At 54.7% G+C, this 24,781-nt stretch carries 23 protein-coding genes; 12 read left to right on the top strand and 11 right to left on the bottom strand.

Annotation, left to right across the window (positions count from 1 at the left end):
• The first annotated feature begins 34 nt into the window (after positions 1-34).
• Both B9Z46_RS06190 and B9Z46_RS06185 read left to right on the top strand, forming a co-directional pair.
• On the top strand, positions 35-1,081 hold the full coding sequence (locus B9Z46_RS06190) for a CDP-6-deoxy-delta-3,4-glucoseen reductase (RefSeq protein WP_108255008.1): 1,047 nt from the start codon (positions 35-37) through the stop codon (positions 1,079-1,081).
• A complete protein-coding gene (locus B9Z46_RS06185; protein WP_108255007.1) occupies positions 1,081-2,124 on the top strand; it encodes a tripartite tricarboxylate transporter substrate binding protein in 1,044 nt (347 codons plus the stop codon). Before B9Z46_RS06190 ends, B9Z46_RS06185 begins: the two co-directional genes overlap by 1 nt.
• A gap of 47 nt (positions 2,125-2,171) precedes the next feature.
• On the opposite strand, the gene B9Z46_RS06180 is transcribed toward B9Z46_RS06185, so the two are convergent.
• From B9Z46_RS06180 to B9Z46_RS06150, 7 genes are all read right to left on the bottom strand, one after another.
• Positions 2,172-2,888, bottom strand: a complete 717-nt coding sequence (locus B9Z46_RS06180; RefSeq protein ID WP_108255006.1) for an ABC transporter ATP-binding protein — start codon at positions 2,886-2,888, stop codon at positions 2,172-2,174.
• A 1-nt stretch (position 2,889) separates the two neighbouring features.
• Complete coding sequence (locus B9Z46_RS06175) at positions 2,890-3,660, bottom strand: ABC transporter ATP-binding protein (RefSeq protein ID WP_108255752.1); 771 nt, start codon at positions 3,658-3,660, stop codon at positions 2,890-2,892.
• Between the two features lie 19 nt (positions 3,661-3,679).
• Positions 3,680-4,765 (bottom strand): branched-chain amino acid ABC transporter permease, encoded by a 1,086-nt coding sequence (locus tag B9Z46_RS06170; RefSeq protein ID WP_199220561.1) that lies wholly within the window; start codon positions 4,763-4,765, stop codon positions 3,680-3,682.
• A gap of 15 nt (positions 4,766-4,780) precedes the next feature.
• Positions 4,781-5,710 (bottom strand): branched-chain amino acid ABC transporter permease, encoded by a 930-nt coding sequence (locus tag B9Z46_RS06165; protein WP_055361352.1) that lies wholly within the window; start codon positions 5,708-5,710, stop codon positions 4,781-4,783.
• Between the two features lie 13 nt (positions 5,711-5,723).
• Positions 5,724-7,025: a replication-associated recombination protein A gene (locus B9Z46_RS06160; RefSeq protein WP_108255004.1), complete on the bottom strand. Its 1,302-nt coding sequence runs from the start codon at positions 7,023-7,025 to the stop codon at positions 5,724-5,726.
• Positions 7,022-7,651: an outer membrane lipoprotein chaperone LolA gene (lolA, locus tag B9Z46_RS06155; RefSeq protein ID WP_108255749.1), complete on the bottom strand. Its 630-nt coding sequence runs from the start codon at positions 7,649-7,651 to the stop codon at positions 7,022-7,024. Before lolA ends, B9Z46_RS06160 begins: the two co-directional genes overlap by 4 nt.
• Before the next feature lie 74 nt (positions 7,652-7,725).
• Positions 7,726-10,149 (bottom strand): DNA translocase FtsK, encoded by a 2,424-nt coding sequence (locus B9Z46_RS06150; protein WP_055361354.1) that lies wholly within the window; start codon positions 10,147-10,149, stop codon positions 7,726-7,728.
• Positions 10,150-10,253: 104 nt separating this feature from the next.
• Here B9Z46_RS06150 and trxB point away from each other — a divergent pair, with 104 nt between their 5' ends.
• From trxB to rpmG, 3 genes are all read left to right on the top strand, one after another.
• The gene (trxB, locus tag B9Z46_RS06145; RefSeq protein WP_108255003.1) at positions 10,254-11,219 is read left to right on the top strand and encodes a thioredoxin-disulfide reductase; all 966 of its coding nucleotides are present in this window, start codon (positions 10,254-10,256) and stop codon (positions 11,217-11,219) included.
• 266 nt (positions 11,220-11,485) lie between these two features.
• Positions 11,486-11,719: a 50S ribosomal protein L28 gene (gene rpmB, locus B9Z46_RS06140; RefSeq protein ID WP_055361356.1), complete on the top strand. Its 234-nt coding sequence runs from the start codon at positions 11,486-11,488 to the stop codon at positions 11,717-11,719.
• 20 nt (positions 11,720-11,739) lie between these two features.
• Entirely contained in the window at positions 11,740-11,910 is a 171-nt protein-coding gene (gene rpmG, locus B9Z46_RS06135; RefSeq protein ID WP_019425810.1) for a 50S ribosomal protein L33, read from the top strand.
• Positions 11,911-12,109: 199 nt separating this feature from the next.
• On the opposite strand, the gene B9Z46_RS06130 is transcribed toward rpmG, so the two are convergent.
• Entirely contained in the window at positions 12,110-13,315 is a 1,206-nt protein-coding gene (locus tag B9Z46_RS06130; RefSeq protein ID WP_108255002.1) for a fatty acid desaturase, read from the bottom strand.
• A gap of 114 nt (positions 13,316-13,429) precedes the next feature.
• A complete protein-coding gene (locus B9Z46_RS06125; RefSeq protein WP_108255001.1) occupies positions 13,430-14,686 on the bottom strand; it encodes an RsmB/NOP family class I SAM-dependent RNA methyltransferase in 1,257 nt (418 codons plus the stop codon).
• A 41-nt stretch (positions 14,687-14,727) separates the two neighbouring features.
• On the opposite strand from B9Z46_RS06125, the gene B9Z46_RS06120 reads away from it, so the two are divergent.
• Positions 14,728-14,982 (top strand): DUF1653 domain-containing protein, encoded by a 255-nt coding sequence (locus B9Z46_RS06120; RefSeq protein WP_055361359.1) that lies wholly within the window; start codon positions 14,728-14,730, stop codon positions 14,980-14,982.
• Here the strand turns inward: B9Z46_RS06120 and purN are convergent.
• Positions 14,972-15,562 (bottom strand): phosphoribosylglycinamide formyltransferase, encoded by a 591-nt coding sequence (gene purN, locus B9Z46_RS06115; protein ID WP_108255000.1) that lies wholly within the window; start codon positions 15,560-15,562, stop codon positions 14,972-14,974. The two genes, B9Z46_RS06120 and purN, sit on opposite strands and share 11 nt — an antisense overlap.
• Positions 15,563-15,687: 125 nt before the next feature.
• On the opposite strand from purN, the gene B9Z46_RS06110 reads away from it, so the two are divergent.
• The 5 genes from B9Z46_RS06110 to lspA all read left to right on the top strand — a co-directional run bounded on the left by B9Z46_RS06110 (position 15,688) and on the right by lspA (position 22,691).
• Complete coding sequence (locus B9Z46_RS06110) at positions 15,688-16,869, top strand: acyl-CoA dehydrogenase family protein (RefSeq protein WP_108254999.1); 1,182 nt, start codon at positions 15,688-15,690, stop codon at positions 16,867-16,869.
• Between the two features lie 26 nt (positions 16,870-16,895).
• Positions 16,896-18,011, top strand: coding sequence for an acyl-CoA dehydrogenase family protein (locus tag B9Z46_RS06105; protein WP_108254998.1), 1,116 nt, complete (start codon positions 16,896-16,898; stop codon positions 18,009-18,011).
• Between the two features lie 133 nt (positions 18,012-18,144).
• Positions 18,145-19,182: a bifunctional riboflavin kinase/FAD synthetase gene (locus tag B9Z46_RS06100; protein WP_108254997.1), complete on the top strand. Its 1,038-nt coding sequence runs from the start codon at positions 18,145-18,147 to the stop codon at positions 19,180-19,182.
• Between the two features lie 137 nt (positions 19,183-19,319).
• Positions 19,320-22,175, top strand: coding sequence for an isoleucine--tRNA ligase (gene ileS / locus B9Z46_RS06095; protein WP_108254996.1), 2,856 nt, complete (start codon positions 19,320-19,322; stop codon positions 22,173-22,175).
• 12 nt (positions 22,176-22,187) lie between these two features.
• Positions 22,188-22,691 (top strand): signal peptidase II, encoded by a 504-nt coding sequence (gene lspA, locus B9Z46_RS06090; protein WP_108254995.1) that lies wholly within the window; start codon positions 22,188-22,190, stop codon positions 22,689-22,691.
• 40 nt (positions 22,692-22,731) lie between these two features.
• On the opposite strand, the gene B9Z46_RS06085 is transcribed toward lspA, so the two are convergent.
• A complete protein-coding gene (locus B9Z46_RS06085) occupies positions 22,732-23,715 on the bottom strand; it encodes a quinone oxidoreductase (RefSeq protein WP_055361365.1) in 984 nt (327 codons plus the stop codon).
• A gap of 131 nt (positions 23,716-23,846) precedes the next feature.
• Here B9Z46_RS06085 and B9Z46_RS06080 point away from each other — a divergent pair, with 131 nt between their 5' ends.
• The gene (locus tag B9Z46_RS06080; protein ID WP_108254994.1) at positions 23,847-24,752 is read left to right on the top strand and encodes a DMT family transporter; all 906 of its coding nucleotides are present in this window, start codon (positions 23,847-23,849) and stop codon (positions 24,750-24,752) included.
• The last annotated feature ends 29 nt before the right edge of the window (positions 24,753-24,781 follow it).

The raw sequence follows: 24,781 nt of genomic DNA, 5'->3' as shown, positions 1-24,781 counted from the left end.
AAAGAATTTCAGACCCCCCTAGGATAACGAAAACATGAGCTTCCAAATCACCGTTGAGCCAAGTGGCCGTACTTTCAGTGCTGACAGCAGCGAAACTTTGCTGGCGGCTGGCATTCGCCAAGGCATTGGCCTGCCCTATGGCTGCAAAGACGGCGCTTGTGGTTCTTGCAAGTGCAAGAAGATTTCTGGCACCGTGGTTCACGGCGAACACCAAGCCAAGGCTTTGAGTGCTGAAGAGGAGGCGCAAGGCTTGATCTTGACCTGCTGTTCCACAGCGCAAAGCGATGTGGTGCTCGAGTCCCGCCAAGTAACCGAAGAAGGCAGTTTCCCCATCAAGAAAATGCCAGTTCGAGTGGTCAGCCTCGAGAAGAAGTCGCACGATGTGATGTCAGTGATCATGCAACTGCCTGCCACCGACGTGATGAAATTCCATGCGGGTCAGTACGTGGAATTTTTGCTGCGCGATGGCGCACGGCGCAGCTACAGCATGGCCAATGCACCCCACACCCTGGACCCTGCAGCACCCAAAGTGGAACTGCACATTCGCCACATGCCCGGCGGCAAGTTCACCGATGTGGTGTTCAGCACCATGAAAGAAAAAGACATTTTGCGCATTGAAGGCCCATACGGCAGTTTCTTTTTGCGTGAAGACTCGCAAGCACCCATCATCTTATTGGCATCGGGTACAGGCTTTGCACCGATCAAAGCCTTGATCGAGCACATGCAGCACAAGAACATCACGCGTCCAGCCTCCCTGTATTGGGGCGGCCGGCGTCCCTCCGATTTGTACATGAGCGACTGGGTGGAAGCGCAAGTGAAAGCCATGCCCAACCTCACATACGTGCCTGTGGTGTCTGATGCTTTGCCAGAAGATGCATGGACCGGCCGAACAGGCTTTGTGCACCAAGCTGTGCTGCAAGATCACGCCGACTTAAGCGGCTACCAAGTTTATGCCTGCGGCGCACCCATTGTGGTGGATTCAGCGCGCGCAGATTACGTTGGCAAAGCAGGTCTGCCCGAAGAGGCTTTCTTTGCAGATTCATTCACCACGGAAGCCGACAAGGCCAAGGAGTCCAATTGATGCGCAACACATTTGTCCATCGCCGCACATGGCTGTTGTCTGCTGGCTTCATAACTGCCTCTTCGCTTTTCAGCGGCCTTGCTTCGGCTCAGACACAGCCCAGCACACCTGCAGTTGCACCCGTGGCCGCACCCGCGCCTGCCTTGAACAAGCCGATTCGTTTGGTGGTGCCTTATGCACCCGGTGGCCCCATCGACGTCACCGCACGTGCGTTGGCTGAGCGCGTCAAAGACTCGCTGGGTGTTGTGATCATTGACAACAAGCCAGGCGCCGGTGGCAACTTGGGTGCGGACATTGTGGCCAAAGCACCTGCCGATGGTTACACCATTGGCATTTCTGCCGTGGCCACGCACGCCATCAATCCTTGGCTGTTTAACAAGATGCCCTTCAATGCGGCCACCGACTTTGCCGCCATCACGCAAATGGTCCGCGTGCCCAATGTGCTGGTGATGAATGCCGACACAGCTCAGCGCCTCAAAATCAACACTGTGGCCGATTTGATTGCTTATGGCAAAGCCAATCCTGGCAAACTGAACGTGGGCTCAGGTGGCAATGGCAGTGCGGGCCATTTGGCCGCCGAAATGTTCAAGCGCGATGCAGGCATCTTTGCGGTTCACATTCCCTACAACGGCGGCAACCCTGCACAGCTGGCTTTGTTGTCAGGCCAAGTCGATTTCAACTTCGACAACTTGGCCACCGCAGCGCCCAACATCAAGGCAGGCAAGCTCAAAGCACTGGCCGTCACCACGGCACAGCGCAGCAGCGCCCTGCCCGATATCCCCGCCATGGCCGAAACTTTGAAAGGTTTTGAAGTGGACACTTGGTGGGGCTTGGTGGCCCCAGCCAACACGCCCCCTGCTGTGGTGGCGCGTTTGCATCAAGCCTTTGCTTCTGCCTTGAATGCACCAGAAACCAAAACACGTTTTGGTTTGATGATGGCCGAGCCTGTGAGCAGTACGCCTGAACAATTTGCAGCGTTCATGAAGCGCGAGCTGACCAAGTACGAACCGGTGGTGAAAGCCAGCGGTGCCAAGGTCGATTGAGCTTTTGACACCTGATAAAAAAAGGCGCTGAACTCAGCGCCTTTTTTTCATTCGCCCAAATAAGCGGCTCGAACTTTGGGATCGTTCAGCAAGTCTTGACCAGGGCCGGTCATGGAGATCAAACCGGACTCCATCACATAGCCACGGTTGGCAATGGCCAAGGCACGGCTGGCATTTTGCTCAACCAACAAAACCGTGACGCCTTGCGCAAAGACATCGCGCACCACTTCAAAAATTTTGTCAACCATGATGGGCGACAAACCCATGGAAGGCTCGTCGAGCAACAAGACTTTGGGACGGCTCATGAGCGCACGGCCCATGGCCAACATTTGCTGCTCACCACCCGACATGGTGCCGGCCAATTGGTCTTTGCGTTCTCGCAAGCGCGGGAAGGTGTGAAAAACTTTTTCGATGTCGTCTTGAATGGCGGCGGTGTCGGTGCGAATGTAGGCGCCCATCAGCAAATTCTCGATGATGGTCATGCGCGTGAACACGCCGCGGCCTTCTGGCACCATGGCCAAGCCTTGCTTGACCAAGTCCCAGGGGCCTTGGCCCACGATGCTCTTGCCCAAGTACTCGATGTCGCCACTGTGAATGGGCAAGGTGCCCGTGATGGCTTTCATGGTGGTGGTCTTGCCCGCCCCATTCGAGCCAATGAGGGACACCAACTCGCCTTCGTGCACTTCAAAGTCCACACCCTTGACAGCCTGAATGCCGCCGTAGGCCACTTGCAGGCCTTTGACTTTCAATAAGGTGACTGTCATTTCAATGTCCTCCGGTGCCCAAATAGGCTTCGATCACTTTTTCATTTTTCTGTACGTCAGCAGGTGTGCCTTCGGCAATCTTTTTGCCGTAGTCGAGCACTGTGACGCGGTCGCACAAGCCCATCACCAACTTCACATCGTGCTCAATCAACAAGATGGTGCGGTTGTCTTTGCGGATTTGGTCGATCAGTTCGCGCAATTGAACTTTTTCGGTGGCGTTCATGCCAGCTGCAGGTTCGTCCAATGCAATGAGTTGGGGGTCTGTAGCCAAAGCACGTGCAATTTCCAAACGGCGCTGATCGCCATAGGACAAAGTGCGCGCGCGGTAGTCGGCATATTTGCCAATGCCCACGTAATCGAGCAACTCTTGTGCACGCTGTGCAATTTCAGCTTCTTCTTGTTTGAATTTGGCCGTTCTGAAAATGGCGCCCATCAAGCCTGAAGAGGTTCGCACGTGGCGGCCCACCATCACGTTTTCCAAGGCCGTCATTTCGGCAAACAAGCGGATGTTTTGGAAGGTGCGTGCAATACCGGCCTGTGCCACTTCGTGCACGGCTGTAGGTTGATAAGGCTTACCAGCCAATTCAAACGTGCCGCTGTCAGGCGTGTAGAGGCCTGTGATGACGTTGAAGAACGTGGTTTTGCCGGCGCCGTTAGGGCCAATCAAGCCATACACCTGACCGCGTTCAATGGTCATGTCGACATCGGACAAAGCTTGCAAGCCACCAAAGCGTTTGGAGATGCCTGCAACTTTTAATACAGTTTTGCTCATTTGATTTTCTGCGTTCATGTCAGGCTCCCTCTTTGGCTTGGAGCGCTTTGCCATGTTCGTGGGAAGGCCACAAACCGCGGGGACGCATCAACATGATGATGATCATGGCCAAGGCAATCAGCAACTGACGCAAAATGGCAGCGTCAATGCGGCCATCGGTCATGGACTGCAAAGGACCTGCCACGTAGCGCAAGATTTCGGGCAAGGCCGACAAGAGCACTGCGCCCAAGACCACGCCAGGCAAGTGACCCAAGCCACCTAGCACCACCATGGCCACAATCATGACCGACTCCATCAAGCTGAAAGACTCGGGAGAGATGAAGCCTTGGAAGCCTGCGAACATGGCGCCAGAAATTCCGCCGAATGTGGCACCCATGCCAAAAGCCATGAGTTTCAAGTTGCGCGTATTCAAGCCCATGGCTTTGGCCGCAATTTCGTCTTCACGAATGGCCATCCATGCGCGGCCAATGCGGGAAATTTCCAAGCGATAGGAAATCAAAATGGTGACCAACACCAAAGCCAAGAACAAGTAGTAGTACAAGCTGACAGAGGCCACTTCAAAGCCCAACACATCCAGCTTCTTGCCCAAGTTAATGCCAAAGAAATGGATGGCATCAATTTGGTTCAAACCCTTGGGGCCGTTGGTGATGTTGACGGGTTGGTCCAAGTTGTTCAAAAACACACGGATGATTTCACCAAAGCCCAAGGTGACAATGGCCAAATAATCACCACGCAACTTCAAGGTGGGTGCACCCAACAGCATGCCAAACAAACCGGCCAGCGCTGCACCTACCGGCACGATCACCCACAAGGGCATGTGCAAGCCACCCGGAAACATGGCTGCAATGGCCGGGAAGGTTTCAAAGAGATGGGGCGATGCCAACAAGCCGTACATGTAAGCACCCACGGCAAAGAAAGCCACATAGCCAAGGTCTAACAAACCTGCATAGCCCACCACAATATTAAGACCTACGGCCAACAAGACGTAGAGCAAAGCCATGTCGGCAATGCGCACCCAAGCATTGCCAAACTGCTGCAACACCAAGGGCAAGATCAAGAGCACCACACCCAAGGCCATCGCTTTTGTATTTTTAGAAAGATTCATGTTTTGAACTCCCAATTAAGCGCGATCGGCCACGCGTTCACCCATCAAGCCCGAAGGACGCAGGGTCAACACCACAATCAGCACAATGAACGCAAAAATATCGGCATAGTGACTGCCCAACACTCCACCGGTCAGGTGACCAATGTAGCCCGAGCCAATGGACTCAATGAGGCCCAGCAAGATACCGCCCACCACAGCGCCGGTTAAGTTGCCAATGCCGCCAAAGACCGCAGCTGTAAAGGCCTTGAGGCCAGGTAAGAAGCCCATGCTGTGATGCACAGTGCCGTAGTTGGAGGCAAACATCACGCCTGCAATGGCCGCCAAAACAGCGCCGATGATGAAGGTGGCGGAGATGACCATGTCGGGCTTGACACCCATCAAAGCCGCAACGCGTGGATTCTCGGAGGTGGCGCGCATGGCACGGCCCAACTTGGTGGAATTGACCAACCACATGAGCAAGGCCAATGAAATGGCGGTGACGCCTAAGATCATGATTTGCGTGGTGGAGATCACAGCGCCGCCCACTTGAATGGGGGTGGCAGACAACAAGGTAGGATAAGGTTTGTAGTTGGGCTTCCAGATGATCATCGCCAAGGTTTGCAGCAAGATGCTGACACCAATGGCCGTGATGAGGGGCGCCAACTTGGGGCTGTTGCGTAAAGGACGGTAGGCAATTTTTTCAATCGCAAAGTTAAGCGTTGCGGCCACCACACTGGCAATGATCAAAGAGATCAGCAACATGAGCCAACCCGGCAAACCTGGCATGGACTCTTGCATCAATCCAATCACTGACCAACTGGTGAGCGCAGCCACCATGAGCACTTCACCGTGCGCAAAATTGATCAAATTGATGATGCCGTAGACCATGGTGTAACCCAAGGCAATCAAGGCGTACATGCTGCCTTGAACCAGTCCATTGATCACTTGTTGAAGAAATACATCCATACCGTCACTCCTGTTATTTGGCGCCGCGTGCGCGATTGATCTCACGCAAGTTGGCCATTTTTTCTGCAATTTTCATTTCCAAACCGCGGTCGACTGGGCGATAAAAACCCGGGGCTGGCATGCCTTCAGGGAGGTAATTCTCTCCTGCCGCAAAGCCGCCTTCTTCATCGTGCGCATATCGATAACCCTTGCCATAGTCCAAGGTTTTCATCAATTGGGTGGGCGCATTGCGCAAATGCATGGGCACGGGACGGGTTCCGTCTTTTTTGACCCAGGCTTTGGCCTCGTTGAAAGCTTTGTAAACCGCGTTGGATTTGGCCGCTACGGCCAAATAAATGACGCATTCTGCCAGAGCCAGCTCCCCTTCTGGGCTGCCCAGCCGCTCATAGACTTCTGCGGCGTCCAGGGCCAAGCGCAAAGCCCTGGGATCGGCCAAGCCAATGTCTTCAGCCGCCATGCGAATCAAGCGACGGGCCATGTACCTGGGATCGGCACCGCCATCGAGCATGCGGGTGAACCAATACAAAGCGGCGTCGGGATCAGAGCCTCTGACCGACTTGTGCAAGGCGCTGATGGTGTCGTAAAACTGCTCGCCACCTTTGTCGTAGCGCCGCATGCGCTCGCCCAAGACTTTCAAAAGCCAAGCATCCGAAATGCTTTCAAGCTTTTCGCGTTGCGCGGCCACCGCCAAGGTTTCAAGGGTGTTGAGCAAACGCCGCGCATCGCCGTCGGCATATGCAATGAGGCGTTGTTCAGCATCGACTTCAAGCGGCGCAATGGCCCTAATCTCTAGCGCCCGCTGAACGATTTGTTTCAGGTCTGCCTCGTTCAACGCTTGCAACACATACACCGCCGCACGCGACAACAAAGCCGAGTTGACTTCAAACGATGGGTTTTCGGTGGTGGCACCAATGAAAGTAAACAGGCCACTTTCAACGTGGGGCAAAAAGGCATCTTGCTGACTTTTATTGAAGCGGTGCACCTCATCGACAAACACGATGGTACGTTGGGGTTGGAGGCCCTCGAGTGCAGCCTGCGCTTTTTCAACCGCCTCGCGAATGTCTTTCACGCCACCAAGTACCGCACTGATGCTGATGAACTGCGCATCAAACGCATCGGCCATCAAGCGTGCAATGGTGGTTTTGCCAACGCCAGGCGGCCCCCACAAAATGCAGCTGTGAGGCTGGCCCGACTCAAAGGCCAAGCGCAACGCCAAGCCTTCACCGATCAGGTGTTGCTGGCCAATGACTTCGCCCAAGTTGCGGGGGCGCAGTCGCTCTGCCAAAGGTTGCTGCAAATGAACGCTGACGCTCATGGCCGAATCACCTGTGCACCCGCAGGCGTTTTAAATTGAAAGCTGTCGTTGGGCAACTTGACGTTGACCTCGAAGTTTTGAAAACTCAAGCGCGAGGTTTGCCCCAAGCCATCGACAATTTCCAGCACCGACAAGACAGGCGGGGTTGTTGTGCTGCCAGCTGGTTTCAAGCCCACTCGGATGGCTTGCAGCGCACCGTCAGATTGTTTGGGTGTGGCCTTGACCCACTGCAAACCTTCTGCCTCGGGTTCGGCTTTCAAATTGAATTCGGCTTGAAGCGATTTCAAATCACCCGAGGACGCAATGAACGCAGCGGGCGTTTGACCAAGCAATTGGCTTTGTTTGCGAACCGTGACTTGGTTCAAATCGGCGTCGTACAACCACAGCGACTGACCATCGGAGACCATGGTTTGCACAAAGGGTTTTTGATAGGCGAAGCGAAATTGTTGAGGCTTTTGAAATTCAAAAGTACCCGATGAGGTTTTACGCCGCGGCGCTTGGTCAGCCTTGGCCGGTGAAGTGACCACTTGGGTGAACTGCGCACGGCCGCTGTTTGTTTGCTTCAAAAATTGGCTCAAAGCGTCCAATGAATCGGCAGACGACTGGGCCATTGCAAACGTTGCCATCTGCAAGGCCAACAAGCCAAATCCGATGCATCGTCGTAAGGCAATCATGAGCAGATTTAAAGTGATGCAAAAACTTATTCAGTGCGCGCAGGCACCAAAATTTCACGCTGACCACTGCTGCTCATGGAACTGACCAGGCCGGCCTTCTCCATCTCTTCCACCAAACGAGCTGCGCGGTTGTAACCAATCTTGAGGTGGCGCTGAACCAAGGAAATACTGGCCTTGCGGTTCTTGAGCACCACTTCAACGGCTTGGTCGTACATGGGGTCTTTTTCGGCATCGCCGCTGTCGCCATAACCGGTGTCTTCACCATCGGTGGTGCCACCTTCTAAGACGCCCTCGATGTAATCGGGTTCGCCTTGTGTCTTGAGGTAACTGACCACGCGGTGCACTTCCTCATCGCTCACAAAGGCGCCATGAACACGAATAGGGAAACCTGTTCCCGAGGGCATGTACAACATGTCACCCATACCGAGCAACGCTTCTGCACCCATCTGGTCCAGAATGGTTCGGCTGTCAATTTTGCTGGAGACTTGGAACGCAATGCGCGTGGGAATGTTGGCTTTGATCAGGCCCGTGATGACGTCCACGCTAGGACGTTGTGTGGCCAAGATCAAGTGAATGCCTGCGGCGCGGGCCTTTTGCGCCAAGCGCGCAATGAGCTCTTCAATCTTCTTGCCCACCACCATCATCAAGTCGGCCAACTCGTCAATCACCACCACGATGTGGGGCAAGCGCTTGAGCGGCTCGGGATCGTCGGGGGTGAGACTGAAAGGATTCAAGATGAATTCTTCGCGTTCGGTGGCTTCGTCAATCTTGGCGTTGTAACCGGCCAAATTGCGAACGCCCATTTTGCTCATCAACTTGTAGCGGCGCTCCATTTCGCCGACGCACCAATTGAGTCCGTGCGCTGCTTGTCGCATGTCGGTCACCACAGGAGCCAACAAGTGGGGAATGCCTTCGTAAACCGACATCTCCAACATCTTGGGGTCGATCATGAGCAAACGCACATCACGCGCTTCTGCTTTGTACAGCAGCGACAAAATCATGGCGTTGATACCCACCGACTTACCAGAGCCTGTGGTACCGGCTACCAACACGTGCGGCATTTTGGCCAAGTCGGCCACCACGGGATTGCCCACGATGTCTTTGCCAAGGCCCATGGTGAGCAAGGACTTGGCTTCGTTGTAAACCTGCGAGCCCAAAATTTCACTCAGCTTGATGGACTGACGTTTGGCATTGGGCAATTCCAAGGCCATGTAGTTTTTGCCAGGAATGGTTTCGACCACGCGAATGGAAATGAGGCTGAGCGAACGGGCCAAGTCTTTGGCCAAGTTCACCACTTGAGAACCCTTCACGCCTGTAGCCGGTTCGATTTCGTAACGTGTGATCACAGGGCCAGGCATGGCCGCCACCACGCGCACTTCGACGCCAAAATCTTTGAGGCGTTTTTCAATCATGCGGCTGGTCATCTCCAGCGTCTCTGGCGCCACGCCTTCTTGGCGCTGCGTCAGGCTGTCGAGCAAATCAACCTGCGGCAATTTGCTGTCGGGCAATTCGTTGAACAAAGGCTTCTGACGTTCTTTGACCACGCGTTCGCTGCGCGGCACATCGACCACTGGCGCTTCAATGATCATGGGTGCGACAGGTTCTGCAAACACGGGCGCAGCCACACCTGCCGCTGCAAACAAAGGCTTCTCTTCAAACTCGTTTTCAAAGGGATGCAGTTGCGGCTCGACGGGCAATTTGGATTGAAGCTGCTCACGCTCACGCAAGGCTTGTTGGCCCATGGCCAAGTCTTCTTCCATTTCGCGCTTCACTTGGCGGGACTGCATCAAACCGTCGAGTTTGGCGCCTAAGTTTTCGCACACTTGGCCCCAAGAGAAACCGAAGGCCCAGCCCATTCCCAGCGCAACGCACACCACCTCAATCAAGGAGGAGCCATTGAAGCCCAACCATTTCAAAGAAAAATTTCCGACGGCATAACCGAGTGCACCGCCACTGGTGCCGGGCAAGGCCGCATCCCATCGTGTAAGGCGCGCCCACTCCAAGGCACAGCTGGCGGACATGAGCACGATCAAGCCCAGCCAAAACACCAAGCGCGTTTTCCAGGAGGCTTCTTCTTCAGATACTTGCGCCAATGCGGGCTCGTTGCCGCGCAACCAATCGGCCCAAGCATTCAGCCACACACGTCCCAACAAAGCCACCAGCCACCAAGCCGAGTAGCCAAAGCAAAAATACATGCCATCGGCCAACCACGCGCCAACCAGACCCATCCAGTTGACAACTGGGCCCCCTAAGCCGGAACCCGACCAAGAGGGATCTTTGGGACTGAAGCTGAACATGGCCAAGGCCAAGACCAAAAGCAAGGCGGCGCCCATGAACAGGACGATTTCTTGGGTGAAACGCATCAGTCCAGTACCTTCTGACAAGCCTGATGACGAGTCGTTTTCGGAGGTGCCGGCAGCGTTGGTAAGGGTGCGAAGTGAATATGTCATGGTCTAACCCTGAAGCTTACCCGATAGACCCTGTCAAACAGGTGTTTGCCAAGCTTCTTACAATGTCGTTTTAGCGTTTTCCCGAATTCAGCAAGATTCCCATCATGTCCAACACACTCCCCACCCAACACGCCCAAGTTTTGATCCTCGGTTCTGGCCCTGCCGGCTACACCGCTGCCGTGTACGCCGCCCGCGCCAACTTGAAGCCTTTGCTGATCACTGGCATTGCCCAAGGGGGTCAGTTGATGACCACGACCGAGGTGGACAACTGGCCCGCCGACGTGCATGGCGTGCAGGGACCCGACTTGATGCAACGCTTCTTGGAGCACGCAGAGCGCTTCAACACGCAAATCGTTTTTGACCACATCAACAAGGTCGACTTCAGCAAGCGCCCTTTCACATTGACGGGTGACAGCGGTGTTTACACCTGCGATTCCTTGATCATTGCCACTGGTGCTTCCGCCAAGTACTTAGGGCTGGACTCTGAAACGGCCTTCATGGGCCGCGGCGTGTCAGGTTGCGCTACATGCGACGGCTTCTTCTACCGCGAGCAAGTGTGCTGCGTGGTGGGTGGTGGCAACACCGCTGTGGAAGAGGCTTTGTACCTCTCCAACATTGCCAGCAAGGTGTACCTCATTCATCGCCGCGACAAGTTCAAAGCCGAGCCCATCTTGGTCGACAAGCTGATGGACAAAGTGGCGGCAGGAAAAATCGTGCTGCAAACCTTCCAAACCCTGGAAGAGGTTTTGGGCGACGAAACCGGCGTCACAGGCGTGCGCTTGAAGTCCACCAAAGACGGCTCTTTGCAAGATTTGGAACTCAAAGGCTGCTTCATTGCCATTGGCCACGCCCCCAACACCGAAATCTTCCAAGGCCAACTGACCTTGGACAATGGCTACATCGTCACCCAAAGCGGCCTGAAAGGCTTTGCCACCATGACCAGTGTGCCCGGCGTGTTTGCCGCGGGTGACGTGCAAGATCACGTGTATCGCCAGGCCATTACCAGTGCCGGAACGGGCTGTATGGCCGCCTTGGATGCCCAGCGCTTTTTGGAGCAAGAAGGCGCTTGATCCGCTGAAATTGGGGGTGGTTTTGCACCACCCCAAGCTTTGGCAGCTTGGTTTTTGGCGCTTTTTGCTTGGCTGAGGCCCAAAAAGCTGGCTATAATCCAAGGCTTTGCTGAACAGTCCCTGTAGGGGCGTCTTCAAAAATGGGTTACCGCCACCCTTCTGGCGAGGTGAGGCTGGAGCGCCTTAAGTTGTGCAAGTTGGCTTTATCGCTAGCTTCGCAAAACTGATCAGGCACCAGCTGTTTATAAAAGTATCGGAGTGTCCACATGGCACGCGTCTGCGACGTAACGGGCAAAGGCCCAATGGTCGGAAACAATGTTTCCCACGCCAACAACAAAACCAAGCGCCGGTTCCTGCCGAACCTGCAATATCGCCGTTTCTGGGTAGAGAGCGAAAACCGTTGGGTGCGCCTGCGCGTTTCCAGCGCCGCTTTGCGCCTGATCGACAAAAATGGCATTGATGCCGTTCTCGCAGACCTGCGTGAACGCGGTCAAGCCTAAACCCTAACAGGAGCACCATCATGGCAAGCAAAGGCGGACGCGAAAAAATCAAGCTGGAATCTACAGCTGGTACTGGTCACTTCTACACGACCAGCAAGAACAAGAAAACAATGCCCGAGAAAATGTCGATCATGAAGTTCGACCCAAAAGCTCGCAAGCACGTTGAGTACAAGGAAATCAAACTGAAGTAATTCAGCTTGACCCAACAAAAAGCCCGCTGATGCGGGCTTTTTTGTTTAAATGGGGTCAGATCCACATTAATTTGGTCATTCAAAGGGGCTAAAGGCTGAGGGGGGCTCAATAATTGGGGTCAGATCAACATTAATTTTCAAGATTCAAAGCGACCTGTGCGCTAAGTAAATTAATGTTGATCTGACCCCAATTAAATTCTTACGCTCTAGCAGCGCGAAGTTGTGTGGAGAAATCGCGCAAGGCAGCAATGCCGCTCTCTTCAGCGCGTTTGCACCAGGCTTGGAGGTCCAAGGCCAACTGTTCGCGGTTGTGTGAGGTGTTGAGCCAGATTTGACGGAGTTCTTCACGCATGGCCAGCATTTTTTGCAACACTGGGTAAGCAGCCAAAGTGGCGCTCAAAGGTGCTTGCGCTTCTGCGGGAACCTTGTCGCCATCACGGTGAATCCAGCGAGCGGCAATTTTCAACACACTGGCGTCGAGCTTTGCATTGGCCACTTCTTCACGGAACACGCTGCGCATCTGGCGAGCGTAACCGGCCATCACTTCGTAGCGGTTGGCAATCAGGGCTTCCAATGTTTTTTCGTCTGCCACGGGGCGAACTTCACCGTAAGCCAAGACGGGCGGTGTTTTCTTCACATGTGCCAAACCAAAGAACTGCAAGATGCAGATGTAAGTCCAGCCCAAATCAAACTCATAGGGCTTGACCGACAACTTGGCTGAAGTTGGGTAGGTGTGATGGTTGTTGTGCAACTCTTCGCCACCAATCAGAATGCCCCAAGGCGAAATGTTGGCGCTGGCGTCATGCGCTTCAAAGTTGCGATAGCCCCAGTAGTGCGCAGCACCATTGATGATGCCCGCAGCGGTGATGGGAATCCAAGCCATTTGCACAGCCCAGACTGTCAGCCCTAAAACACCAAACAAAGCCACATCGATGATCAACATCAGGGCCACGCCTTGCCAAGAGAAACGCGAATACAGATTGCGCTCCATCCAGTCGTCGGGCGTGCCGTGACCATAACGGCTGAGTGTTTCTTTGTTTTTGGATTCTTTGCGATACAACTCAGCACCCGTGAACAACACGGTTTTGATGCCGTGCACGTGAGGGCTGTGAGGGTCTTCGGCTTGCTCGCACTTGGCGTGGTGTTTGCGGTGAATGGCCGCCCACTCTTTGGTCACTTGGCCGGTGGTCATCCACAACCAGAAACGGAAAAAATGCGACACAGCGGGGTGCAAGTCCAAGGCTCTGTGAGCCTGGTGACGGTGCAAAAAGATGGTGACACTGGCAATGGTGACGTGGGTCAGGCCCAAAATGACAAAGAAAACTTGCCAGCCAGAAAAGTCTAAGAGTCCATTGGCCAACCAGTTGAGGGTGGCGTCAAATGCAGCAGAGTCGATGAACAACATGCAGTCGCTTTCTATGTAAAGATGCCCTGACAGGCAATCCCAGTATTTTAAGATTTTCGAATTCAATTTGAAAGTCAATTCAACAAAGCGCTTCAAAAATGAAACCTTTGGATTTCACTTTCGGACCCAGATTGCCGCAAAAAAACCATCGGTGCCATGACGGTGAGGCCACAAGCGCAAAAACGGGCCGTTGCACAAGCTTCCAGCATGGGCCACCTTCAAGCGACTCAACTCATCCAACACTGGCAATTGCACAAAATCGGGATGGGCCGCAGAGAAAGCATTGGCAATGTCTTCGTTCTCTTGGGGCAGCACACTGCAGGTGGCATAGACCAAACGACCCCCTGATTTGAGCAAGCGCGCAGCACTGTCCAAAATGGCCGTTTGCGTGGCCGCCACATCGGCAATGCCTTCGGGCTTTTGGCGCCATTTCAGATCGGGGTTGCGGCGCAAAGTACCCAAACCCGAACAAGGCGCATCCACCAACACGCGGTCAATCTTACCGGCCAAACGCTTCACACGATCATCGCGTTCGTGCGCAATGGCGGCGGGATGCACGTTGGACAATTGGCTGCGCGCCAATCGTGGCTTCAACGCATCCAAGCGGTGTGCAGAGGTGTCCATGGCATACAGGCGTCCGGTGTTGCGCATGGCTGCACCGATGGCCAGGGTTTTACCGCCGGCACCTGCACAAAAATCCACCACCATTTCGCCGCGGTGTGCGTCCAAGAGCAGCGCCAGCAATTGCGAGCCTTCGTCTTGAACTTCCACAGCACCGCGCTCAAAAGCTTTGACTTTGGCCAGTGAAGGCTTGCCTTGCAAACGCAAGCCCCAAGGTGAGAAAGGGGTGAGCTCGCAGGCGATGCCCGCAGCCGTCAGTTCTTTTAGAACTTCAGCACGTTTTTCGTTCAGATCGTTGACGCGCAAATCCAAAGTGCCAGACTCTAAAAAACTCTTGGCCAAAGCTTCAAATTCATCGCCTACTTGTTCCTTGAGCGGACGCGCCAGCCAATCGGGCAAGTTGTGAATGTGCTGCGACATCAAGTCGGACGGCTGAATGCTGTCGCACATGTCGAGCCATTTTTTTTCGGTGTCGTTCAAGGCACTTTTGACAAAGTCGCGCGGGCCTGCAAAACCCAAGATGGCCAAACGACGTTCTTTGGCGCCACTGCCCGAGCGGGCCATGTGTTCAAACAACAATTTTTGGCGCAAGACTTTGAACACCGTCTCGGACAAGGTGGCGCGTTCGCGCGGACCTAAGTTGCGGTTGTCGCGAAAAAATCTAGAGACCACCGCATCGGCGGGATGGTTAAATTGGAGGGTGAGCCTGACCAATTCGGCGCAGGCGTCTAACAGGGCTTTAGGATGCATAGTCCCTATTGTCCCACTGCTGCACCACTTCGAAAGACTTCATGCAAGAAGAAACCTTACCGCCCCTGATCACCACCCGCCCCGGCTACTACCGTCATTACAAAAATTTACTCTACCAAGTGCTAGGCACCGTGCGTCACAGCGAGTCATTGGAGCCCATGACTTTGTACAAAGCGTTGTACGGCGAACAAGGCATGTGGGTCCGCCCTGCCGCCATGTTCAACGAAACCGTCGAGATCAATGGCGTGGTGCAACCAAGATTTGCTTGGGTCGGTGAAGAGCGCCCTACGGCTTGAAGAAGGCCGCCACGGCGGCGGGGTAGATCAAGTGTTCTTGCGTCAAAACACGTGCCGCCAAATCATCTGCGGTATCGCCTGGCAACACGGGCACCACCGCCTGCGCCAGGATCTGTCCATGGTCTAACTCGGATGTCACCTGGTGCACTGTGGCGCCAGCAAATTTACAGCCCGCATCAATGGCACGTTGATGGGTGTTCAATCCCGTAAAAGCAGGCAACAAAGAGGGATGGATGTTGATCAAACGGCCTGCGTAATGCGCCACAAAGCCAGGGGTCAGAATTCTCATGAATCCCGCCAACACCACCAAATCTGGCGCATGTGCGTCAATTCGCTGCATCAGCGCCTGGTCAAAGGCTTCGCGAGAATCAAATTGGGTATGTTCCAGAACATCAGTTTGAATGGCCGAATACGCTGATTGGCTGCGAAGCCAATCGAGCCCAGCAGCGCCGGGCTTGTTGCTGATTACGGCCGCAATCTGCACCCCCAGACGTTGCGCCCAACGTTGATGATGCGCTGCTTGAACAATGGCCGCCATGTTGGATCCGGCACCTGAAATCAAAATGACAATCTTTTTCACCCTAGGATTATCCCTGCTCACGCAGCCTAAATAAGGTTTTGTCGCAGCCAAGACAGCGCATTTGCGCACGGTCGTGCTAAAAACGACTTTTCATCAATCACTGGCTTTGACCGGAGACACATTTCATGGATTTGGCATTCACACCCGAAGAGCTCGCATTTCGCGAGGAAATTCGCGCATGGGTTAAGGCAAATTTACCCGCCGACATTTCACAAAAAGTCCACAGCGCCATGCGCTTGACCCGCGATGACATGCAACGCTGGGCCAAAATTTTGGGTAAAAAAGGCTGGCTCGGTTGGGGTTGGCCTGAGCAATTTGGCGGACCCGGCTGGACCGCGGTGCAAAAGCATTTGTTCGAAGAAGAATGCGCCTTGGCCGGTGCACCGCGCGTTGTGCCCTTCGGCCCTGTGATGGTGGCCCCCGTCATCATGGCCTTTGGCAATGCTGAACAACAAAAACGCTTCTTGCCTGGCATCGCCAGCGGCGAAGTGTGGTGGAGCCAAGGTTACTCAGAGCCAGGTTCCGGCTCCGACTTGGCCTCCCTCAAAACACGTGCCGAACGTGTGGGCGACAAGTACATCGTCAACGGCCAAAAAACATGGACCACCTTGGGTCAATACGGCGAGTGGATTTTCTGCTTGGTCCGCACAAGCAACGAAGGCAAGCCCCAAACCGGCATTTCCTTCTTGCTGATCGACATGAAGTCGCCTGGCATCACCGTGCGCCCAATCAAATTGCTCGATGGCGAATGCGAAGTGAACGAGGTTTGGTTCGACAACGTGGAAGTGCCGGCCGAGAACTTGATCGGTGAAGAAAACAAAGGCTGGAACTACGCCAAGCACTTGTTGGCCCACGAGCGTACCAACATTGCCGACGTCAACCGCGCCAAGCGCGAACTCGAGCGCCTCAAGCGCATCGCCAAAGCCGAAGGTGTTTACGACGACATGCGTTTCCGCGATGAAATTTCCAAATTGGAAGTGGACATCGTGGCCTTGGAGATGTTGGTATTGCGTGTCTTGTCTGCCGAGAAATCTGGCAAGAATTCCCTCGACATTGCAGGCCTCTTGAAAATCAAGGGCAGCGAAATTCAACAACGCTACAGCGAACTCATGATGTTGGCCGCCGGCCCTTACAGCCTGCCCTTTATCTTCGAAGCGATGGATGCAGGTTGGCAAGGCGACTTCCCAGGTCACGAAATTGCCAACGCACCTTTGGCTGCCAACTATTTCAACTTGCGCAAAACCACGATTTACGGCGGCAGCAATGAAGTGCAGCGCAACATCGTGGCTCAAACCGTTTTGGGTTAATTCAATTAACCATACAAGGACAGATCATGGATTTCGATTTTTCAGACGACCAAGAACAACTGCGCGACGCAGTCCGTAAATGGGTGGACAAGGGCTACACCTTTGATCGCCGCCGCGAAATTACACACGCTGGCGGCTTTGACCGCGCAGCCTACACCGAACTGGCCGAGTTAGGCCTGTGCGGCCTGTACATCAGCGAAGACCACGGCGGCATGGGCATGGGCCCGGTTGAAGGCATGGTGGTGATGGAAGAGCTGGGCCGCGGCATTGTGATGGAACCCATTCAGCAAGCCCTGATTTCAGGTGCTGTTTTAGAAGGCTATGCACCCGACGCACTCAAAGCCGAGTGGCTGCCCAAAATTGCAGGCGGCGAAGCCATCGTCGTGTTGGCGCATCAAGAGCGCAAGTCTCGCTACAACATCAGCAAGTGCGACGCGCAAGCGCAGCAGCAAGATGGCCAGTGGAACATCACAGGCACCAAGAGTGTGGTGGCTGCAGGCGATCATGCCGACGCCTTTTTGGTGCCAGCGATGGCAGCAGGCAAACTGGCATTGTTCTTGGTGGCCAAAGGCGCCAAGGGTTCTGCAACATCGGGTTATGTGACCCAAGACGGCGCGCGTGCTGCCGAGTTGACGCTCAACCAATCACCTGCCAGCTTGGTCAGCTTGGACGGCCAGACCGCCCTCAGCCACGCCGTCGACATTGGCATTGCCAGTGTGTGCGCCGAAGCAGTGGGCGTGATGGACAAAACCATGGCCATCACCGTGGACTACATGAATACACGCAAGCAGTTCAACACCACCATTGCCACTTTCCAAGCACTGCGCCACCGCGTGGCCGACATGAAGATGCAATTGGAACTGGGCCGCTCCATGAGCTACTACGCCAGCCTCAAACTGAACACACCTGCGGCCGAACGTCATCAAGCCATGGCCCGTGCCAAGTACCAACTGGGCAATTCCATGCGCTTTGTGGGCCAGCAATCTGTGCAATTGCACGGCGGTATTGGCGTGACGGACGAGTACATCGTCAGCCACTACTTCAAGAAATTGACGCAACTCGAAATGACATTTGGCGACACCCTGCACCACTTGGGCGAAGTGTCCAACAGCATGCAAGAAACTGCGGGCGTTTTTGCTTAAACCCCTTACCCTGCCATTGCATTGTTTGCACAATGCTTTGGCTTGGTCACAAACCGCCCTCGTGGCGGTTTTTTCATGGCCTTAACTGGGTCACAATAGAGCCCATTGAATTCGAGCATCACACATCTCAGGCATGAAGGTATTTCGCGGCTTTAACCATCCAGACAGGGCAACCCAATGTGCCTTGACGATTGGTAATTTTGACGGTGTCCACCGCGGTCACCAAGCCATGCTTGCGCTATTGAAAAACGAAGCAGCGCACCGCGGTGTACCCAGCTGTGTCATGACATTCGAGCCCCACCCTCGCGATTTTTTTGCCAAGCTGCACAACAAACCCGAATTGGCACCCGCCCGCATTGCCACGCTGCGCGATAAGTTGCTGGAACTTGAAAGTTGCGGCATTGACCAAGTGGTTGTGCTGCCCTTTGACGAACGCCTGGCCAGCCAAACCCCTGAGGACTTCATCCAACAGGTTTTGGTGAAAGGCTTGGGCGTGAAGTACTTGTTGGTGGGCGACGATTTCCGTTTTGGCGCCAAACGCGCAGGCGATTACGCCATGCTGGACGCAGCAGGCCAGCAACAAGGCTTTGACGTGGCCCGCATGAACAGCTACGAGGTGCATGGCCTGCGCGTTTCGAGCTCCGCCGTGCGGGATGCCCTTGGCCGAGGCGACATGGAGGCTGTGGCTCGCCTTTTGGGTCGGCCTTACAGCGTGAGCGGCCATGTGGTGCACGGCCGCAAGCTGGGCCGTGGCCTTGGCGCGTCCAAAGAAGGCGCCGAAGACGGCTTTAGAACCCTCAATTTGCGCTTCAGCCACTGGAAACCCGCGGCCAGCGGTATTTTCAATGTCGAAGTGCACGGCTTAACGCCAAAGCCCGTGCCGGGGGTGGCCAATTTGGGCATTCGCCCCTCTTTAGACCCCAATGATGTCAATGGTGGCCGGGTTCTTTTAGAGACCCATTGCCTTGATTGGCCCACCAGCCTCGAAGCCGAGGGTGGCTACGGTAAAATCATCCGCGTGGACCTCTTGCACAAATTACACGACGAACTCAAATACGACAGCCTGGAAGCCCTGACTGTGGGCATTGCCAAGGACTGTGATGACGCGCGTGCTTTTTTTGCATCCCGTCATGGTCAAACCCATCGCCAAACATCGCGCGATCGAATTTGACGCTCGCCACGCACCTCACCTGATGTGCAGCTTTGTGAATGCCTGCACTTTCTTTGTGATCCAAACCTGCATTTTGTGAAATCAACACACTGCAGGTTTTCATTGCAAACCCCTTTTGAAGATTGAATCGTTTGACCATGTCTGAACCAAAAACAAATTACCGCGCCACCTTGAACATGCCCGACACCGCCTTTGCGATGCGCGGCGACTTGCCCAAGCGTGAGCCCGCCTGGGCCAAAGCCTGGAGCGATCAAGGTCTGTACAAAAAACTGCGCGTTGCTCGCAAAGGCGCACCCTTGTTTGTGTTGCACGACGGCCCCCCTTACGCCAACGGCAAATTGCACATTGGTCACGCCCTGAACAAAGTGCTCAAAGACATGATCGTCAAGTCCAAGCAATTGGCGGGCTTTGACGCGCAATACATCCCCGGCTGGGACTGCCACGGCTTGCCCATTGAAAACGCGATTGAAAAATTGCATGGTCGCAAACTGAGCCGCGACGACATGCAAGCCAAGAGCCGCGCATTTGCCACCGAACAAATTGACCAACAGCGCGAAGACTTCAAACGCTTGGGTGTTTTGGGTGATTGGGAACGTCCCTATCGCACCATGGACTTTGCCAACGAGGCCGGTGAAATCCGCGCCTTCAAACGCGTCATCGAGCGTGGCTTTGTGTACCGCGGTTTGAAGCCCGTGTACTGGTGCTTCGATTGCGGCTCTTCTTTGGCCGAATTTGAAATTGAATACGCCGACAAAAAGAGCGACACCTTGGACGTGGCCTTTGAAGCGGCAGACCACGCCGCTTTGGCCAAGGCTTTTGGTTTGCAAGAACTGCCAGGTCAACCCAAATCAGCCTTTGCTGTGATCTGGACCACCACCGCGTGGACCTTGCCTGCCAACCAAGCCCTCAACGTCAATCCTGAATTGGTTTACGCCTTGGTGAACACCGAAAAAGGCGCATTGGTTTTGGCCGAATCCTTGGTCGAGAAATGTTTAGAGCGATACAAGCTTGAAGGCCAAGTGGTGGCCACCACCACCGGCGACAAATTGGGCGGCTTGAACTTCAAACATCCTTTGTACGACGTGCACGCAGGCTACCAACGCTTCTCGCCTGTGTATGTGGCCGAGTACGTGAGTGCGCAAGACGGCACCGGCATCGTTCACTCCTCACCCGCTTATGGTGTGGACGACTTCAACTCTTGCGTGGCCAATGGCATGGCTTATGACGATATCTTGAACCCTGTTCAAGGCAACGGCAGCTACGCTGAAGACCTGCCCTTGTTTGGTGGCATGAACATTTGGAAAGCCTGCCCCCGCATCATCGAAGTGTTGGGCGAAAGCAATCGCCTCATGGCCACTTACGGCATCACCCACAGCTACCCTCATTGCTGGCGCCACAAAACGCCTGTCATTTACCGCGCTGCAGCGCAGTGGTTTGTGCGCATGGACGAAGGCCCTGGTGTCTTCACCAAAGACAAGGCTCCGAAGACTTTGCGTCAGTTGGCCCTCGATGCCATCGACCAAACCCACTTCTATCCCGAAAACGGCAAGACCCGTCTGCGCGACATGATCGCCAACCGCCCCGACTGGTGTATCTCTCGTCAACGCAGCTGGGGCGTGCCTGTGCCCTTCTTCTTGCACAAAGACTCGGGCGAGTTACACCCCCGCACCATGGAGATCTTGGACCAAGCGGCCGACATCGTTGAAAAAGGCGGCATTGAAGCTTGGAGCCGTGTCACGGCGGAAGAAATTTTGGGCGCCGCCGATGCGCCCAACTACACCAAGAGCACCGACATTTTGGAAGTTTGGTTTGACTCCGGTTCTACCTTCCAACACGTGCTGCGCGGCAGTCACAAAGATGCGTACGATCGCAACCCCTTCCACGATGCAGGCCCCGAAGCCGATTTGTATTTGGAAGGCCACGACCAACATCGCGGCTGGTTCCACAGCTCTTTGTTGCTCGGTTGTGCGTTGTACGACCGTGCTCCCTATAAAGGTTTGCTAACCCACGGCTTTGCCACTGACGGCCAAGGCCGCAAGATGAGCAAAAGCTTGGGCAATGTGGTGGCGCCGCAAGAGATCAGCGACAAAATGGGCGCAGAAATTGTGCGCTTGTGGGTGGCTTCAACCGATTACTCTGGCGACCTCAACATCGACGACAAAATTTTGGCGCGTGTGGTCGACGCCTATCGCCGCATTCGCAACACCCTGCGTTTCTTGTTGGCCAACGTCAGCGACTTTGATCCCACCAAAGACACAGTAGCCGATGCCGACTTGTTAGAGATCGATCGCTTTGCCCTGAGCCGTGCAGCGCAATTGCAAGCCGACATCCTGTCGCACTTCAAAGACTACGAGTTCCACCCTGTGGTTTCCAAGTTGCAGGTGTACTGCTCGGAAGATTTGGGCGCGTTCTATTTGGACGTGCTCAAAGACCGCCTCTACACCAGCGCACCCAAATCATTGGCACGTCGCTCTGCACAAACCGTGCTGTATCGCATCACGCATGCCATGCTGCGCTTGATGGCGCCGTTCTTAAGCTTTACCGCTGAAGAAGCTTGGCAAAACTTTGGCGGCTCAGAATCGATCTTCATGGAAACCTTCAGCGACTTGGGCACGCCCAATGAAGCGCTGCTGGCCAAGTGGACCCGCATTCGCGAAATTCGCGATCAGGTGAACAAAGACATTGAAGCCTTGCGTGCCGATGGCAAAGTGGGCGCCTCTTTGCAGGCTGCTGTCACCTTGCAAGCCGGCCCCGAAGATCATGCCTTGTTGGCCAGTTTGGGCAAAGACCTGAAGTTTGTGTTCATCACTTCTCAACTTAACTTGGAAGCCGGCGACAGCCTGGTGGCCAAAGTGGCCGTGAGTGAAGACACCAAATGCGATCGCTGCTGGCATTACGCCCCTGACGTGGGTGTGAACCCAGCCCACCCCACACTCTGCGGACGTTGCGACAGCAACCTGCATGGCGAAGGCGAGAAGCGTTTGTTCGCTTAAGCAATCAGCGCAATGGCCAAAAACAAAAGTGCTTTCTCATCAGGGTCAGGGGTCTGGCTTTGGTTGGGCGTTGCGCTGATCACTTTGCTGTTAGACCAATTGACCAAAATTGCAGTGGTAGGTGCATTCCAATTGGGTGAGGCATTGCCCATCACGTCCTTCTTCAATTTGGTTCGCGTTCACAATCCCGGTGCAGCGTTTTCTTTCTTGGCCGATGCCGGGGGTTGGCAACGCTGGTTCTTTACCGGACTGGGTGTGGTTGCAGCTGGCGTGATGGTTTACTTGCTTCGCATGCATGCCGGTCAAACTTTGTTTTGCTTGGCCTTGTCTTTGTTGCTAGGTGGCGCCGTTGGCAACGTGATCGATCGTTTGCTCTACAGCCATGTGATTGACTTCTTAGATTTCTATTACGGCACATGGCACTTCCCTGCCTTTAACGTGGCCGACAGCGCCATCACCGTTGGCGCTGGCTTACTGATACTGGACGAGTTGCTGCGAGTTCGCCGCGGCAAATAAAAAAGGCACCCGCGGGTGCCTTTTTGATGTCAGGGACGCATCACAAAGTGAGGATGGTGCAACCTGTGGTTTTGCGGGCTTCCAAAGCTTTGTGCGCTTCTTGCACTTGCGACAATGGGAAGGTTTGATCAATGTGAATTTTGACCTTGCCACTCTGCACAACCGCAAACAAATCATCGGCCATGGCTTGTGTGCTTTCACGTGTGGTGATGTGGCTGAACAAGGTTTGACGTGTGACGTACAAAGAACCTTTGGTGCCCAGCACGCCAGGGGCAAAAGGTGGCACTGCACCAGAGGCATTGCCAAAGGTGGCCATCAAGCCGAAGGGACGCAAGCAGTCGAGTGATTTGTCCCAGGTGTCTTTGCCCACGGAGTCGTAAACCACTTTCAAACCTTTGCCACCCGTGATTTCTTTCACGCGCGCCAAGAAGTCGTCTGTGCTGTAGTTGATGCAGTGCTCAGCACCATTGGCAATGGCCAATTGGCATTTAGCATCAGAACCTGCAGTACCAATCATGCGAAAGCCCAAGGCCTTGCCCCATTGGCAAGCAATGAGGCCTACGCCACCCGCAGCAGCATGGAACAACACGTGGTCACCCGCTTGCAGGCCTTCAACAGGGCGCGTTTTCATGAGCAGGTATTGCGCAGTGAGGCCCTTCAGCATCATGGCGGCGCCAGTTTCAAAAGAGATGTCGTCGGGCAGTTTGCAAACGCACTTGGCGGGCATGACACGCTCTTCGCAGTAGCTGCCTGGAGGCTGGCTGGCATACGCTGCACGGTCGCCTACTTTGAGGTGCGTCACGCCCTCGCCAACGGCTTCCACAATGCCTGAGGCTTCCATGCCCAACTTGAGGGGCATGGGCAAGGTGTACAAACCGCTGCGCTGGTAAACGTCAATGAAGTTCAGGCCAATGGCTTTGTGGCGAATTCGAATTTCGCCGGGACCAGGCTGGCCGACTGTGACATCGACCAATTTGAGTTGTTCAGGACCACCGTTTTGGTCAATTTGGACGGCTAAGCTCATGCGTATCTCCTTAAAAATGAAATCGTTGGCGACTGGCTTGTGAAGCCAATTCACAATGACCGCTACTTTGCCACGAATTGAATGTCCCTGCCCTCGCAGTCGGGTACACAGTTGACGTTACAGTCACTGGCATGACACAAAAACTCTCACCCGGTACGGCTTTGATGCTCACTGTGCCACCCCTCCTCTGGGCAGGCAATGCAGTGGTCGGTCGACTGGTCAGTGAATTGGTGCCTCCCATCACCCTGAACTTCTTGCGCTGGGCGATCGCCTTTTTTATTTTGTTGCCCCTGACATGGCAATTGCTGAAGCCCAGTAGCCCCTTGTGGCCCCATTGGCGCCGGTTTGCCTTGCTCAGCTTGCTTGGCGTAGGTTGCTATAACGCGCTGCAATATTTGGCGCTGCAAACTTCCACACCCTTGAACGTCACTTTGGTGGCGGCCAGCACGCCGGTATTCATGTTGGCAATTGGCGCCTTGTTTTTCAAGACGCCGGTCAGAGCCGCCCAATGGCTTGGCGCTGCTTTCTCCATCGCTGGCGTTTTGGTGGTGCTGTCGCGCGGCGATTGGGAACAGCTTTTTCAAGTGCAGTTTGTGGTGGGCGACATTTACATTTTGCTGGCTGTGGCTTGTTGGGCCATGTACAGCTGGCTTTTGACGCAACGCAATGAGCCCGATGAGATTCGCAGCAACTGGGCTGCATTTCTGATGGCGCAAGTGATATTTGGATTGGGATGGGCCGGCATGTTCACAGGTGCTGAATGGGCGCTGACCGATGCGCACATCACTTGGGGCATGCCTTTGTACGCCGCATTGGCGTTTGTGGCCATCGGCCCTGCTGTGTTGGCCTATCGATGCTGGGGCTTGGGTGTGCAAACTGCTGGGCCTGCAGTGGCCGGTTTCTTTGCCAACCTGACGCCCTTGTTTGCCGCCATCATGTCCAGCGTGTTTTTGGGTGACTTGCCCAAGGTGTATCACGCCCTGGCGTTTGCCCTCATTGTGAGCGGCATTGTGGTGTCGTCAAAGCGCGCCAGCTGAAACCTTTCAAAGGCGTCAGCCTGAAGCGC

It is taken from the genome of Limnohabitans sp. Hippo4, from assembly GCF_003063605.1.
Classification (GTDB): domain Bacteria; phylum Pseudomonadota; class Gammaproteobacteria; order Burkholderiales; family Burkholderiaceae_C; genus Limnohabitans_A.
This window is presented reverse-complemented; position numbering and strand designations above follow the sequence as displayed.